At 57.5% G+C, this 14,021-nt stretch carries 10 protein-coding genes; 9 read left to right on the top strand and 1 reads right to left on the bottom strand.

Annotation, left to right across the window (positions count from 1 at the left end; genetic code table 11):
- Positions 1–21: 21 nt before the first annotated feature.
- Entirely contained in the window at positions 22–498 is a 477-nt protein-coding gene (gene bcp, locus ACEN2J_RS17355) for a thioredoxin-dependent thiol peroxidase (RefSeq protein WP_442107492.1), read from the bottom strand.
- Positions 499–623: 125 nt separating this feature from the next.
- Between bcp and ACEN2J_RS17350 the strand changes: the two genes are divergently transcribed.
- From ACEN2J_RS17350 to ACEN2J_RS17310, 9 genes are all read left to right on the top strand, one after another.
- Positions 624–4,073, top strand: a complete 3,450-nt coding sequence (locus tag ACEN2J_RS17350; RefSeq protein ID WP_442107491.1) for a YhdP family protein — start codon at positions 624–626, stop codon at positions 4,071–4,073.
- On the top strand, positions 4,070–5,128 hold the full coding sequence (queA, locus tag ACEN2J_RS17345; RefSeq protein WP_442107489.1) for a tRNA preQ1(34) S-adenosylmethionine ribosyltransferase-isomerase QueA: 1,059 nt from the start codon (positions 4,070–4,072) through the stop codon (positions 5,126–5,128). Before ACEN2J_RS17350 ends, queA begins: the two co-directional genes overlap by 4 nt.
- A 62-nt stretch (positions 5,129–5,190) precedes the next feature.
- The gene (locus ACEN2J_RS17340; RefSeq protein ID WP_442107487.1) at positions 5,191–6,468 is read left to right on the top strand and encodes an MFS transporter; all 1,278 of its coding nucleotides are present in this window, start codon (positions 5,191–5,193) and stop codon (positions 6,466–6,468) included.
- A gap of 92 nt (positions 6,469–6,560) precedes the next feature.
- Positions 6,561–7,136 (top strand): DUF924 family protein, encoded by a 576-nt coding sequence (locus tag ACEN2J_RS17335; RefSeq protein WP_442107485.1) that lies wholly within the window; start codon positions 6,561–6,563, stop codon positions 7,134–7,136.
- 94 nt (positions 7,137–7,230) lie between these two features.
- Positions 7,231–8,625 carry a dihydrolipoyl dehydrogenase gene (gene lpdA, locus ACEN2J_RS17330; RefSeq protein WP_442107483.1) on the top strand — a complete coding sequence of 465 codons (1,395 nt, stop codon included), beginning with the start codon at positions 7,231–7,233 and terminating at the stop codon, positions 8,623–8,625.
- Complete coding sequence (locus ACEN2J_RS17325) at positions 8,625–8,843, top strand: DUF6500 family protein (RefSeq protein WP_442107481.1); 219 nt, start codon at positions 8,625–8,627, stop codon at positions 8,841–8,843. Before lpdA ends, ACEN2J_RS17325 begins: the two co-directional genes overlap by 1 nt.
- Complete coding sequence (locus ACEN2J_RS17320) at positions 8,843–10,021, top strand: MFS transporter (protein WP_442107479.1); 1,179 nt, start codon at positions 8,843–8,845, stop codon at positions 10,019–10,021. Before ACEN2J_RS17325 ends, ACEN2J_RS17320 begins: the two co-directional genes overlap by 1 nt.
- Positions 10,022–10,217: 196 nt before the next feature.
- A complete protein-coding gene (gene uvrA, locus ACEN2J_RS17315; RefSeq protein ID WP_442107477.1) occupies positions 10,218–13,070 on the top strand; it encodes an excinuclease ABC subunit UvrA in 2,853 nt (950 codons plus the stop codon).
- A gap of 16 nt (positions 13,071–13,086) precedes the next feature.
- The gene (locus tag ACEN2J_RS17310; protein ID WP_442107475.1) at positions 13,087–13,962 is read left to right on the top strand and encodes an Lnb N-terminal periplasmic domain-containing protein; all 876 of its coding nucleotides are present in this window, start codon (positions 13,087–13,089) and stop codon (positions 13,960–13,962) included.
- The last annotated feature ends 59 nt before the right edge of the window (positions 13,963–14,021 follow it).

The raw sequence follows: 14,021 nt of genomic DNA, 5'->3' as shown, positions 1-14,021 counted from the left end.
GAGCTAGGGTTTGTACCACCCTTACGCCCCCGTTTCAGGTGCGGCGACGGCAGCAGCCAGTATCGCCTCGGCATGGCCTTTGGCCTTTACCTTGCGCCAGACCTGCTGCACCTTTCCGTCGCCACCGATCAAAAACGTTGCGCGCTCTATCCCCATATAGGTTTTGCCATACATCTGCTTTTCGACCCAAACACCATAATCTTCAACGGTTGTACCAGTCTCATCAGACGCAAGGATCACCGAAAGCTCATGTTTGGCCACGAATTTATCATGTGATTTGACGCTGTCTTTGGAAATGCCGATAACCGTCACACCCGCTGCCGCAAAATCGGCGGCCATTTTGGTGAAATCTTTGGCTTCCATCGTGCAGCCGCTGGTATCATCCTTGGGGTAAAAGTAAACCACCACACGGCCGGGCCGCAGGCTGGACAGTGTAACCAATGTGCCACCATCGCGTGGCAGCGTGAAATCGGGGGCCATATCGCCAATGTCGAGCATCGTTTCTCTCCTCTGCGCCAAGCGCGGCTTTCGGTTTTGGTTGCCTTTGGGCCTAGATAAAGGCAATCCCCCCCAAGACAAGTATTTTCAAGGCAATCGTGCAAAGCGGAATGGGCAGTCAATCGATGGATGATCCGAAGCCGGATCTTGCCGGCCGGTCTGTTTCAAACGGACCGGCCCTTGATGGCCCTATGGCGCAGCCTGCTGTTTTTGATGAAGACGCGGCCGAAACAGAGGCAGACGACCTTAATCAACCGGCCCCCCGAACCAAACCAAAACGCATCAAGCGCTATCACCGGCCCCACCGTTTCGGCACGTTCTGGCTGGTGCCGGTGCTGATTTTCTTGTCGCTGGCGGTGCTGTTTGCAGGCCTTGCGCTGTCGGGGAAAAATATCCGCCTACCGGTTTGGGCAGTGGTCGAGGCGGAACAGCGGGTCAACAAAACCTTGCAAGAGATCACCGGCGATAGCACCTCACTGTCCGTTGGCGGGGCGGTGTTTGTGGTTGATGAAGACTGGGTCCCGCGTCTGCGCTTTGAAGATATCCGTTTGACCGAGGCGAATGGCGATACCTTGCTGTCACTGCCCGAACTGCGTGTGGCGATTGATCCGGCCTCGTTTGCCACGGGCAAAATCCGGTTGCGCAGCCTGCGGCTGATCGGCGCCAACATTAACCTGCGCAGGTTAGAGGACGGGCAGTTTGACATCGCGCTGAACCTGAATATGAAGCCGCGCCCCATCGTTGGCCTTGCGGGCGTGGTCTATACGCTTGTTGCCCTGTCCAATCATCCAGCACTTGCGCAGCTGCGTTTGATCGAGGCCCAAGCCCTGACACTGAGCATCGACGATCACAAACTTGGCCATGTTTGGCAGCTTGGCGATGGTCGGTTGCAAATGACCAACCGCGCAGATCAGCTTGCGGTGGAATTGGGCGTGTCGGTCAGCGGCGGGGCAAGCGATTCCGGCACGGCCGTTGTCACCCTGATTGCAGCAAAACCCGATGCGAGTGCCAGTATTTCCGTGACGGTAGACCGCGTGGCCGCCTCGGATATTGCGGTACAAGCGGCGCCTTTGGCGTGGCTTGGGGTGCTGGATGCCCCGATTTCGGGCCAGTTTGCCACAACCTTGAACCAAAATGGCACTTGGGCCGCGCTTGACGCCTCGCTGACGCTGGGCCCCGGCGCGTTGCAACCCACACCGCAAACCAAACCTGTGCCGTTTGAAGGGGCGTCGCTGTATTTTGGCTATGATCCCAAACGCGAACGGCTGGACCTGCGCGAGGCCACGGTGACCAGCAAAGAGATATCTCTCAAAGCGTCGGGCCATGCCTATATGCCGGGGGTAACGCATAGCATCCCCAATGAAATTCTGTCGCAAATCCAGATTGAGAACTTGCAGATCGACCCCGAAGGCGTGCTGGACCAGCCGGTACTTTTTGAACAAGGCGCATTGGATTACCGGCTGCGGCTGTCGCCCTTTGGCATTGATATCGGCCAAGCGACACTGACCCATCAAGGCCAACATTTGCTGGCCTCGGGGCGGGTTGATGCGGGTCCAGAGGGGTGGTCGGTTGCTGTCAACGCCCAGCTTGACCAAATCGACCGTGACCGGCTGATGACGATCTGGCCGCCAATGGTGGTGCCCAAAACGCGGCTTTGGGTGTCGGACAATGTGCAAACCGGCAGCCTGTCCAACGTGCGCGCAGGCTTTCGCCTTGCCCCCAATGCGGAAACGCTGTTCTCGCTCGGCTATGATTTCACCGGCGCCGATGTGCGGTTTCTCAGAACCCTGCCGCCGATTGAGGGGGGGCGCGGTTATTCCGTGGTCGAAGGCAAATCCTATACCATGGTTCTGGAAGAGGGCCATGTCACGGCTAAAACGGGCGGCCAGATTGATGCCGCGGGCACCGTTTTTACCGTGCTGGACGTGACGCAAAAACCGGCACAGGCTAAAATCGCGCTGCGGGCCAAGGGCGATTTGACAGCAGCGCTGTCGATTTTGGATGAAGACCCGTTCAATTTTATGACCAAGGCAAAGCTGCCGGTTGACCTTGGTCAAGGTCAGGCCGATGTGACCGCCACCATCTATACGCCCCTGCGCAAAGGCGTTAAAATTCAGGATGTTGATTTTGATGTGACCGGTATGGCGACGGGATTTTCATCCGATCGTCTGGTGCCGGGGCGGATCTTGCGGGCCGACCGTTTGAACCTGCGGGTCACCCCGCAAGGGCTGGAAATTGGTGGCAAAGGCTATTTGCAAGACGTACCGTTCGAGGGCAGTTTCACCAAGCATTTCACCCCTGAATTCAAAGGTATGTCCCAGATCAAAGGTAGCGCCGAGCTGAGCCCGAAAGCCGCCGCAAACCTTGGTGTCAGCCTGCCCGACGGGTTGCTGGGCGGGCAAGGCTTGGCGCAGGTCACTGTGGATTTGACCCAAGGGACAAGCCCGCGCTTGGCGTTGCGCTCGGATCTGGCGGGGGTGTCAATGGCGATCCCCGCGCTCGGCTGGTCAAAGGCTGCGGGCGGCACGGGCAGTCTGGCTCTTGATATAACCTTGGGCAAACCTGCCGCAGTTGATAAAATTAGTCTGGATGCGGCAGGCCTGAAAGCCGCGGGCGCGATCAGCCTGCGCGCCGATGGCGGCATGAATGAGGCGCGGTTTTCCACGGTCAAATTGAACAATTGGCTGGATGTCTCGGCCACGCTTATCGGGCGCGGTGCAGGCCAATCCCCCGCGATTGCCGTCACCAGTGGCATGGTCGATCTGCGCGGGCTGCCCAGCAAAAACGCCCCCACCAATGGGCGCAGCCTTGGCGGCCGAAGCACAATCCCGCCTCTCACGCTGGCGCTGGATCAGTTGATCGTCACTCAGGGCCTTGCGCTAAACGTGTTTCGTACCGACCTGACCCCCAGTGCGGGCGGCATCGCGGGCGATTTCACTGGCCGCGTGAACGGGCAAAAATCAATCATTGGCAGCCTTGCGCCCACGCCCAAAGGCACCGCCGTGCGTATCCGGTCAGATGATGCAGGCGCGGTGTTTTCGGCTGCCAAAGTCTTTCCAAACGCCCAAGGCGGTACGATGGACCTGATTTTAAACCCCACGGGTGCCAAGGGGACCTATGATGGCACCCTTAAGATGAAAGGCATCCGTATCCGCAAAATCCCCGCTTTGGTTGAACTGATCAACGCAATTTCGGTGGTTGGCCTACTCGATCAGTTGAACGGCACGGGCATTTTGTTTGACACAGCCGAGGCCAGCTTTCGCCTTGGTCCGCGCGCGGTGCAAATCACCCAAGGCTCGGCTGTCGGCGGCTCACTTGGGGTGTCGCTGACGGGGCTTTATGTGTTTGATAGCGGGCGGTTGGATCTGCGCGGCGTGGTCTCGCCGGTCTATTTCCTGAACGTCATCGGGTCGCTGTTTACCCGCAATAATGAGGGGCTTTTCGGCTTTAACTATGCGATAAAAGGCACCGCAAAGGTGCCGGATGTCTCGGTTAACCCTCTTTCAATCCTTACCCCCGGGATGTTTCGCGATATTTTTCGCAGCGATCCCCCAAGCCTGGAGCCAAGCGAGTGAAGCTTGACGATTTTGACTTTGATCTGCCCGAAACCCTGATCGCCACCCGCCCTGCGCGGCCTCGCACGTCTGCGCGGTTGCTGGTGGTGCAAGGCGATAGCCTGTCCGATTTGCATGTGTATGATCTGCCCAGCCAGTTGCGGGCGGGGGACCGCTTGGTGCTGAACAACACCCGCGTTATTCCGGCCCGTCTGATCGGCCAGCGCCACCGCGACAGCGCCCAAGGGCCGGTTTCGGCCAAGATCGAAATCACCCTGATGGAGCCCGATGCCGCAGGTGGCTGGCGCGCCCTTGCCAAACCGTTGCGCAAGCTTTTGGTGGGCGAGGATATCCAGTTTGCAGGCGGGTTGACCGCCAATGTGGCCGCGAAAACCGAGACCGATTTGCGCCTGACGTTTAACGCCGAAGGCCCCGCGTTTGAGGCCGCGCTTTTGGCCGCAGGCACCATGCCGCTGCCGCCCTATATCGCCGCCAAACGCGCCCCCGATGCCCAAGACAACAACGATTACCAAACCGTTTTTGCCCGCACACCCGGCGCTGTTGCGGCCCCCACGGCATCGCTGCATTTTGATGCCGCGTTGCTGGCCGAACTGGCCGCGATGGGGGTTGAGGCCACCGAGGTCACGCTGCATGTCGGCGCGGGCACCTTTCTGCCGGTCAAGGTTGAAGACGTCACCACCCATAAAATGCACGCCGAATGGGGCGAGGTCACCCCGCAAGCCGCAGCCGAGATTGCCGCCACGCGCGCGGCTGGCGGGCGCATCATCCCTGTTGGCACTACCGCCTTGCGCCTGATCGAAGCTGCGGCCCGCGCTACGGGCAAAGTGGAACCTTGGGTTGGCGAGACGGATATTTTCATTTACCCCGGTTTCAAATTTGCCACCACCGACGCGTTGATGACCAATTTTCACCTGCCAAAATCGACGCTTTTGATGCTAGTCGCGGCACTGATGGGGCAGGACCGGATGCAAGCCGCCTATGCCCACGCTGTCACAGAAAATTATAGATTCTTCTCTTACGGTGACGCGTCATTGCTGATACCTGACAGCGCTTGACGGGTGCTTGAACGACAGGTTCTGTCGCAAAACTACAGATTACGACGGAAAGGTTGGACCAGATGCTAACAGTATTGCGGAACTCGTGGGCGCTGCTTTTGGGCATGATGCTGCTGATGCTGGGCAACGGGATGCAAGGAACGTTGCTGGGTATTCGCGGCGGGCAAGAGCATATGTCCACCTTCCAGCTTTCCATCGTTATGTCGTGCTATTTCCTCGGCTTTCTGTTCGGCTCGCGGATGGTGCCCGATATGATCCGCCGTGTGGGCCATGTGCGGGTGTTTGCAGCACTTGGGTCGATGATCTCGGCGGTGCTTATCATGTATGCGGTTGCACCCAACTGGATCGCTTGGTCGCTGATGCGCGTTGTCATCGGCTTCTCGTTTTCCGGCGTTTATATCACCGCCGAAAGCTGGCTGAACGATGCGTCCAGCAATGAAAACCGCGGGCAGGCGTTGTCGCTGTATCTGATCGTGCAAATGATTGGTATTATCGCAGCCCAAGGCTTGCTGAACCTTGGCGATCCTAGCGGCTATATTCTGTTTGTTATTCCGTCTGTGCTGGTATCGATCGCCTTTACGCCGATCTTGTTGTCGGTGGCGCAAGCGCCGGCGTTCGCGTCGACCAAACCGCTTAGCTTTAAGCGGCTTTATACCGCGTCTCCGCTGGGCTGTGTGGGGATGTTCTTGCTCGGTGGCGTGTTCTCGGCACAATTTGGTATGGCGGCGGTTTGGGGCACGCAAGCCGGGCTAACCGTGCGCGAAATTTCAATCTTTGTCGCGGGCATCTATGTTGGCGGCATGGTCTTTCAATACCCGATCGGTTGGCTATCTGACCGCATCGACCGCCGCAAAGTGATCTTGGGCGTGTCGGCGATTGGTGGCATCGGGCTGATGATTCCGGTGTTTTGGGATGTCCCGTTTTGGGCGCTGTGCGCGGTAGGGGCGCTGGGTGGCGCGGTGTCTAACCCGCTGTATTCTCTGTTGCTGGCTTATGTGAACGACTATCTTGATCGCACAGATATGGCTGCGGCCTCGGCCGGTTTGTTGTTTATCAACGGCTTGGGCGCGATCAGCGGCCCCGTTATTACGGGTTGGATGATGGGCGTCGTTGGTCCTTCTGGATTCTTTTTGTTCATGGGGCTTTTGTTCAGTGCACTTGCGATCTACGGCCTGTGGCGCATGACGCAGCGCAAACATGCTGCAGACCCGACGTCCAGCTTTACCGCCGTTTCCCCCTCGGGCACGCTGGTAGCGCTTGAGGTTGCGATGACCGAGGCCGATGGTGAAGGCCCCGAAGGCCATGGCCACGACGAACCAAAGCCCGAACCCCAAAACTGATCGTTTGTCCGATCTAGGGGCCCATATCTATAGGCATTGAAACGCTGTGCCAAACCTGCCACGCTGACCTAAATGGAAAGCGAGGCAGGGCGATGACCGATCCAGTAACAGTGCTTGAATTTTGGTTGGACACTGTCGGCCCCAAAGGCTGGTATGAGGTGAACCCAAGCGTTGATGCCGAAATCACGGCGCAATTCGGCGATTTGTGGCAAGCTGCCCATGATGGCGGTTTGGACCATTGGGTTGACGGTGCCACTGGCTGCTTGGCCTTTCTGATCGTCACCGACCAGTTTGCGCGCAACATGTTTCGCGGTCAGGCCCGCGCCTTTGCTACCGATCCACGTGCCCGTGATGCGGCCCGCCGCGCCCTTGCGCAAAACTGGGATCAAGCCACCCCCACGCCCGAACGCCAGTTCTTTTTTCTGCCATTCGAGCATTCCGAGGATCTTGGCGACCAAGCCCTCGCCGTGGATTGCTTTACTACCCGCATGGAAAACCCCGAGACAGCCCTTCATGCCCGCGCCCACCAAGCGATCATCCAGCGTTTCGGTCGCTTTCCATTTCGCAACGCCGCCTTGGGCCGCAGCTCTACCCCAGAGGAAGAGGATTTCATGGCGCAAGGTGGTTATGGCGCGATTGTGCGGTACTTGCAGCAATCCCCTACCTAGCTATGCGCTCCACGCATGGCCTGTCGGCGGTGAAACCGTTGCTTGCAATGCAAAACTGGTTTAATGCCAAACTACTTTTTCGGAGGAGAAAATCATGGCAGCCAAGAATTTCGATGTCGTCGTCGTTGGTGCGGGCCCCGGGGGCTATGTTGCCGCCATTCGCGCCGCACAATTGGGGAAATCCGTCGCAATCGTTGAACGCGAAAACTTGGGCGGTATTTGCCTGAACTGGGGCTGCATACCGACCAAAGCCCTTTTGCGGTCTGCCGAGGTGTTCCACCTGATGCACCGCGCCAAAGAGTTTGGCCTGTCTGCTACCGGCGTCTCGTATGATCTCGACGCTGTTGTCGCCCGTTCGCGCGGCGTGGCCAAGCAGCTTTCGGGCGGCATCGGCCATTTGATGAAGAAAAACAAAGTGACGGTGTTTATGGGTGAGGCAACGCTGCCTGCCAAAGGCAAGGTCAGCGTCAAAACCGACAAAGGTGTTGAGGAATTGACCGCCCCTGCGATCATCCTTGCCACAGGGGCGCGCGCCCGCACCTTGCCGGGGCTGGAGGCCGACGGCGATTTGGTCTGGACCTATCGCCACGCCCTGCAACCCAAACGTATGCCGAAAAAGCTGCTGGTGATCGGGTCTGGTGCTATCGGTATCGAATTTGCCAGCTTTTTCAACACGCTTGGCGCCGATACCACAGTGGTCGAAGTGATGGACCGCGTTTTGCCCGTTGAGGATGCGGAAATCAGCGCATTTGCTAAAAAGGCGTTTGTGAAGCAAGGCATGAAAATCCTTGAGAAGACCACTGTCAAAAAACTCGACCGTGCCAATGGTAAAGTCACCGCCCATCTGGAAGATGCTAAAGGCACGACGACCCAAGAGTTTGACACCGTAATTTCCGCCGTGGGTATCGTCGGCAATGTTGAAAACCTTGGGCTAGAGGCGTTGGGCGTCAAAATTGACCGCACCCATGTTGTCACTGATGAATTCTGCCGCACGGGCGTTGACGGCCTTTATGCCATCGGCGATATCGCTGGTGCCCCATGGCTGGCGCATAAAGCCAGCCACGAAGGCGTGATGGTGGCCGAGCTGATCGCAGGCAAGCATCCGCATCCTATCAAGCCAAACTCGATCGCGGGCTGCACCTATTGCCACCCGCAAGTGGCCAGCGTGGGCCTGACCGAGGCCAAGGCAAAAGAAGCGGGCCATGAGATCAAAGTCGGTCGTTTCCCCTTTATCGGCAACGGCAAAGCGATTGCTTTGGGTGAGGCCGAGGGCATGATCAAAACAATCTTTGACGCTAAAACAGGCGAGCTGTTGGGCGCCCACATGATCGGTGCCGAAGTGACCGAGTTGATCCAAGGCTATGTGATCGGTCGCCAGTTGGAGACCACCGAGGAAGACCTGATGCACACCATCTTCCCGCATCCGACCCTATCGGAAATGATGCACGAGTCGGTGCTTGATGCTTACGGTCAAGTGATCCACATGTAATGAATGCAGCCCTACGCCAACATGCCATTGCCGTGTGCGATGCCAAAATCGCCCAAAAAGGTGCGGGCGTAGGGCTGTCTTTCTATGCGTTTTTTGCCAATAAAAACAGCGACCCCGCGAGCTTGATGAAGGTGGCAGAATGGTGGATCAAAACCCACCGGCTTGATCATTTTGAAAAGGCCGTGAAAATCCGCGATATGATTGCAAGCGGGGCCTGATGCGCAGCACCTCTCCGCTTGTCATCATCCTTATCCTCTGGGGCGCGGGCCTTGGGGCGGCGGCACAATTTGGCAAAATCTCTATCTTGTTCGACCAAATCGCCCTGCATTACGCAGGCGCAGGGCTGGTAACTATTGGGCTTATTGTCTCTATCGTCGGCTTTGTCGGGCTGATCTTTGGCACCACCGCCGGGCTGCTTGTGCAGCGCTTGGGCTATCGCCGTGTGCTGGTGTGGGCGCTGGTCGCGGGGGCCATATTGTCGGCGCTTCAGGCCACATTCCCACCGCTCCCCGTGCTGCTGGCGCTGCGTGCGGTTGAGGGGTTTTCGCATCTTTCCATCGTCGTCGCCGCGCCGGTGATGATCGCCCAAACCGCGCCTTTGCGCCACCAAGGCCTTGCGATGACGCTTTGGTCCACTTTTTTCGCGGTGTCTTTTGCGCTGACGGCTTGGGTGGGCTTGCCCTTGGCGCGGGCCTATGGCGATGGTGCTTTGTTTCTGGCCCATGCCGCCTATATGTCTGTTTTTGCAGGGCTTATTCGTGCGTTCTTGCCCGCCGATACAGCGCAGAACACCCCGTTCCCGCGCATCACGGCTCTGATTGCCCAGCACGGCCAAATCTACGCGTCGCCGCGATTGTCGGCCCCTGCAATGGGCTTTTTCTGCTACACCATCACCTATGTTGCCCTGCTGACGCTGCTGCCGCCAATGATCGGTGGGCCACACCAAGCGTTCATCGCCACCGCCATGCCGTTGGTCAGTATCGCGGTTTCCCTTAGCTTTGGCGTCTGGGTTTTGCGCTGGGTGCCTGCCTTTCGCTTGGTACAAGCGGGGTTTTTGGCGACCGTGCTGGCCACGCTCGCGCTGTATATCTTTTGGGGCCAAGGCTGGCCCGCCACACTGTCAGCGCTTATCCTTGCGGCCATGCTCGGGCTTGTCCAAGGGGCCAGCTTTGCCGCTATCGCCCAGATCAACCCCTCAGCCGATGGCCGCGCCCGTGCGGCTGGTGCCATCGCCCAGTTGGGAAATCTTGGCACCACCACGGGTACGCCTTTGCTGGCCGCGCTGATCGCGGGGCAGGGTGTGACGGGCCTTGCGCTGTTTATCATCTTGCCCAGCCTGCTGGGGGCAGCAGTCCACAGCCTTCAGGCGTGGCGCAGGCAAACAAGATACGATTAGCGTCTGCCCTTGTCGCCATATTTGTCCAAACCCAGCACCAAAACGATGTGTACTACATCACGGCCCCCAATTGCCTGCCGCCAGAGCATTTTCCAACAAAGTAACGTTTTAAGCGCGTTCTTCATACGTTCTTAATTTACGGTTGGAGACTCAGGGAAAACACCCTATCTATGCCGCTGAAACATCGGGGGCGATCATGGCCGAGCAGAAATTTATTGAAGTACGCGGCGCGCGGGAACATAACCTGAAAGGCGTCGATGTCGACATTCCGCGCGATCAGCTTGTGGTTATCACGGGCCTGTCGGGGTCTGGTAAATCCAGCCTTGCCTTTGATACGATCTATGCCGAGGGCCAGCGCCGTTATGTTGAAAGCCTGTCGGCCTATGCCCGTCAATTCCTTGATATGATGGGGAAACCGGACGTAGATCACATCTCGGGATTGTCGCCTGCTATCTCGATTGAGCAAAAAACCACGTCGAAAAACCCGCGCTCAACCGTCGGCACCGTGACCGAGATTTACGACTATCTGCGCCTTTTGTTCGCCCGCACGGGCACACCCTTTAGCCCCACCACCGGCAAGCCGATCACCGCGCAACAGGTTCAGGACATGGTTGATATCATCATGTCCATGGAGGATGGCACCCGCGCCTATCTGCTTGCGCCGATCATCCGTGACCGTAAGGGCGAGTATAAGAAAGAATTTCTAGAGCTGCGCAAACAGGGCTTTCAGCGTGTCAAAGTCGACGGCCAGTTCTATGAGCTGGAAGATGCCCCCACGCTCGACAAAAAGTTCCGCCATAATATCGACGTCGTGGTTGATCGCATCGTGGTGAAAGAGGGAATTGAAACCCGTCTTGCCGACAGTCTGCGCACCGCCCTGAACCTTGCCGATGGCATCGCCATTCTAGAGCTGGCGAATGAAGAGGCCACCCGCACCACGTTTTCCGAAAAATTCGCCTGTCCGGTGTCTGGTTTCACTATTCCCGAAATTGAGCCGCGTCTGTTTTCGTTTAACGCCCCCTTTGGCGCGTGCCCCGTTTGCGACGGCTTGGGGGTAGAGCTGTTTTTTGACGAACGTCTGATCGTGCCTGACCATAACTTGACGCTGGCCCAAGGGGCGCTGGCGCCATGGGCGAAATCGAAGAGCCCGTATTTCATCCAAACCATTGACGCCATTGCCAAACATTACGAGTTTGACAAAAAGGCCAAGTGGAAAGACCTGCCCGAAAAGGCGCGTGAGGTGTTCTTGCGCGGCTCGGGGGAAGAGGAGATCAACTTCCGCTATGATGAAGGTGGCCGGATTTATCAGGTGTCCCGCGTGTTCGAAGGGGTGATGCCCAATATGGAGCGCCGCTTTCGTGAAACCGACAGCAACTGGGTGCGTGAAGAATTTGAGCGCTACCAAAACAACCGCAATTGTGGCGCCTGTGGTGGTTTCCGTCTGCGGCCAGAGGCGCTGGCCGTCAAAATTGCGGGCCTACACGCGGGGCAAGTGGTGCAAATGTCGATATCCGAGGCGCATGACTGGATTTCGAGCGTGCCCGAGCATCTGACCAACCAGAAAAACGAAATCGCCCGCGCCATTTTGAAAGAAATTCGCGAGCGGCTGGGTTTTTTGGTGAATGTTGGCCTGAATTACCTGTCGCTGTCGCGTAACGCTGGCACGCTTTCGGGCGGTGAAAGCCAGCGTATCCGGCTTGCGTCGCAAATCGGTTCGGGGCTGACAGGCGTGCTTTATGTGTTGGATGAACCTTCAATTGGCCTGCATCAACGCGACAATGACCGCCTGCTTACCACCCTGAAAAACCTGCGGGACCAAGGCAATTCGGTGCTGGTGGTGGAGCATGACGAAGACGCGATCCGCGAGGCCGACTATGTTTTTGACATGGGGCCAGGGGCGGGTGTGCATGGCGGTACCGTGGTGTCGCACGGCACGCCGGCGCAGGTCATGGCCGATCCGGCCAGCCTGACCGGCCAATATCTGCGCGGTACCCGCGCGATAGACATTCCCAAAACCCGCCGTAAAGGCTCGGGCAAAAAGGTGACAGTGGTGGGGGCCACCGGCAACAACTTGCAAAACGTGACCGCCGATTTCCCGCTGGGTAAATTTGTCTGCGTCACCGGTGTTTCGGGGGGCGGTAAATCGACGCTGACCATTGAGACCTTGTTCAAAACCGCCGCAACGCGCCTGAACGGCGCGCGCGAAACGCCAGCCCCTTGCGAAACCATCAAAGGCTTTGAACACCTTGATAAGGTTATTGATATTGACCAACGCCCCATCGGTCGCACCCCACGTTCCAACCCAGCCACCTATACCGGCGCCTTTACCCCGATCCGCGATTGGTTTGCGGGCCTGCCCGAATCCAAGGCGCGCGGCTATGCGCCGGGGCGGTTCAGTTTCAACGTCAAGGGTGGGCGTTGTGAGGCGTGCCAAGGCGATGGGCTGATCAAGATTGAGATGCACTTTCTGCCCGATGTTTACGTGCAATGCGAAACCTGCAAGGGTAAACGCTACAACCGTGAAACCTTGGAAGTTAAATTCAAAAACAAAAGTATAGCGGACGTTCTTGATATGACGGTTGAAGATGCGCAAGGCTTTTTTCAAGCCGTCCCAAGTATCCGCGAAAAGATGGATGCGTTGGTGCGGGTCGGTCTTGGCTATATCAGCGTTGGCCAATCCGCGACCACGCTATCGGGGGGCGAAGCGCAGCGCGTTAAGCTGTCTAAGGAACTTGCCCGCCGTGCAACTGGCCGCACGCTCTATATTTTGGACGAACCGACCACGGGTCTGCACTTTGAGGACGTGAAAAAACTGCTCGAAGTGCTGCACGAACTCGTCGATCAGGGCAACACGGTGATCGTGATCGAACACAACCTCGACGTGGTGAAAACCGCCGATTGGGTCATCGATATCGGCCCCGAGGGCGGCGATGGCGGCGGCAAAATTGTCGCAGCAGGCACCCCCGAGCAGGTGGCCGAGGTTGAAGCTAGCCACACAGGCCGATATCTGCGCGATATGTTAAAGCCACGCAAGGTGGCCGCGGAGTAGCGCAAAGGGGACAGGGTTGATCAAAGTTTTCAAGGTATTGGGCCGGGGCCTTCAACTCTCATTTGCTTTTGGCCTTTTGCTTTGGGCCGCCGCCGCCGCGCATTACCAGTTGTCCCCAACCTTCAGCCTTGCAGCTGTTGTCGTTCTGGCAACGGTGGCACTCCTGATCCTATTCCTTGCCAGCCGTGGTAAATGGAACGGCGTTTGTCGCTGGATGGGCTTTTCGGCCTTGGTGATTTTTGGTTGGTGGTTCACCGTCACCCCCCACAATGATCGCGACTGGATGGTTGAGGTGTCGCGCAATGTCACCGCCGAACCGGTTGAAGGCGGGTTGTTGGTTCACAACATCCGCAACTTTGACTGGACCTCTGAAACTGACGCCACCCCCGCTTGGTATGACGCCACTGTAGACCCTGATAAGATCGCTTCGGTCGATATGGTGTTGTCGACATGGGGCAACCCCGACATCGCGCATACCCTTGTCAGCTTTGGGTTTGAGGATGGCCAACATATTGTTTTCAGCGTTGAAACACGCAAGGAAAAGGGTGAGGAGTATTCTGCCATCGGCGGCTTTTTCCGTCTGTATGAGCTGTCTCTTATTGCCGCAGATGAGCGTGACATTGTTCGTCTGCGCACCGATATGCGGGGCGAAACCGTTGGCCTTTACCCGATCGACCTGACGCCCGAGCAACGCAAATCGCTGTTCCTGTCCTATATCGACTTTGGCAATAGATTGGATAAAACGCCCGCGTGGTACAATACGCTGGCGACCAATTGCACCACGGTTCCGTATTTCATGGCAGGCGAGTTTTCGGACGAAATCACCATCGATCGCCGCATGATGCTGCCGGGCCGCTTGCCTGAATACCTTAATCCCGCATTCCCCAAGTAAATCTCTGATTTTGCTATCCTGATTGTGGTATTTCGTATATAAATCATGGTGTTGACGGC

Source organism: Pseudorhodobacter sp. W20_MBD10_FR17, assembly GCF_052119765.1.
Classification (GTDB): domain Bacteria; phylum Pseudomonadota; class Alphaproteobacteria; order Rhodobacterales; family Rhodobacteraceae; genus Pseudorhodobacter.
The sequence above is the reverse complement of the archived record's forward strand: the minus strand, read 5'-3'. Positions and strand labels throughout refer to the sequence as shown.

Bases quoted from the DNA above. Each gene is read 5' to 3' on its own strand.
- bcp (WP_442107492.1), bottom strand. From the start codon at position 498: ATGCTCGACATTGGCGATATGGCCCCCGATTTCACGCTGCCACGCGAT.
- ACEN2J_RS17350 (WP_442107491.1), top strand. From the start codon at position 624: ATGGATGATCCGAAGCCGGATCTTGCCGGCCGGTCTGTTTCAAACGGA.
- ACEN2J_RS17340 (WP_442107487.1), top strand. From the start codon at position 5,191: ATGCTAACAGTATTGCGGAACTCGTGGGCGCTGCTTTTGGGCATGATG.
- ACEN2J_RS17335 (WP_442107485.1), top strand. From the start codon at position 6,561: ATGACCGATCCAGTAACAGTGCTTGAATTTTGGTTGGACACTGTCGGC.
- lpdA (WP_442107483.1), top strand. From the start codon at position 7,231: ATGGCAGCCAAGAATTTCGATGTCGTCGTCGTTGGTGCGGGCCCCGGG.
- ACEN2J_RS17325 (WP_442107481.1), top strand. From the start codon at position 8,625: ATGAATGCAGCCCTACGCCAACATGCCATTGCCGTGTGCGATGCCAAA.
- ACEN2J_RS17320 (WP_442107479.1), top strand. From the start codon at position 8,843: ATGCGCAGCACCTCTCCGCTTGTCATCATCCTTATCCTCTGGGGCGCG.
- uvrA (WP_442107477.1), top strand. From the start codon at position 10,218: ATGGCCGAGCAGAAATTTATTGAAGTACGCGGCGCGCGGGAACATAAC.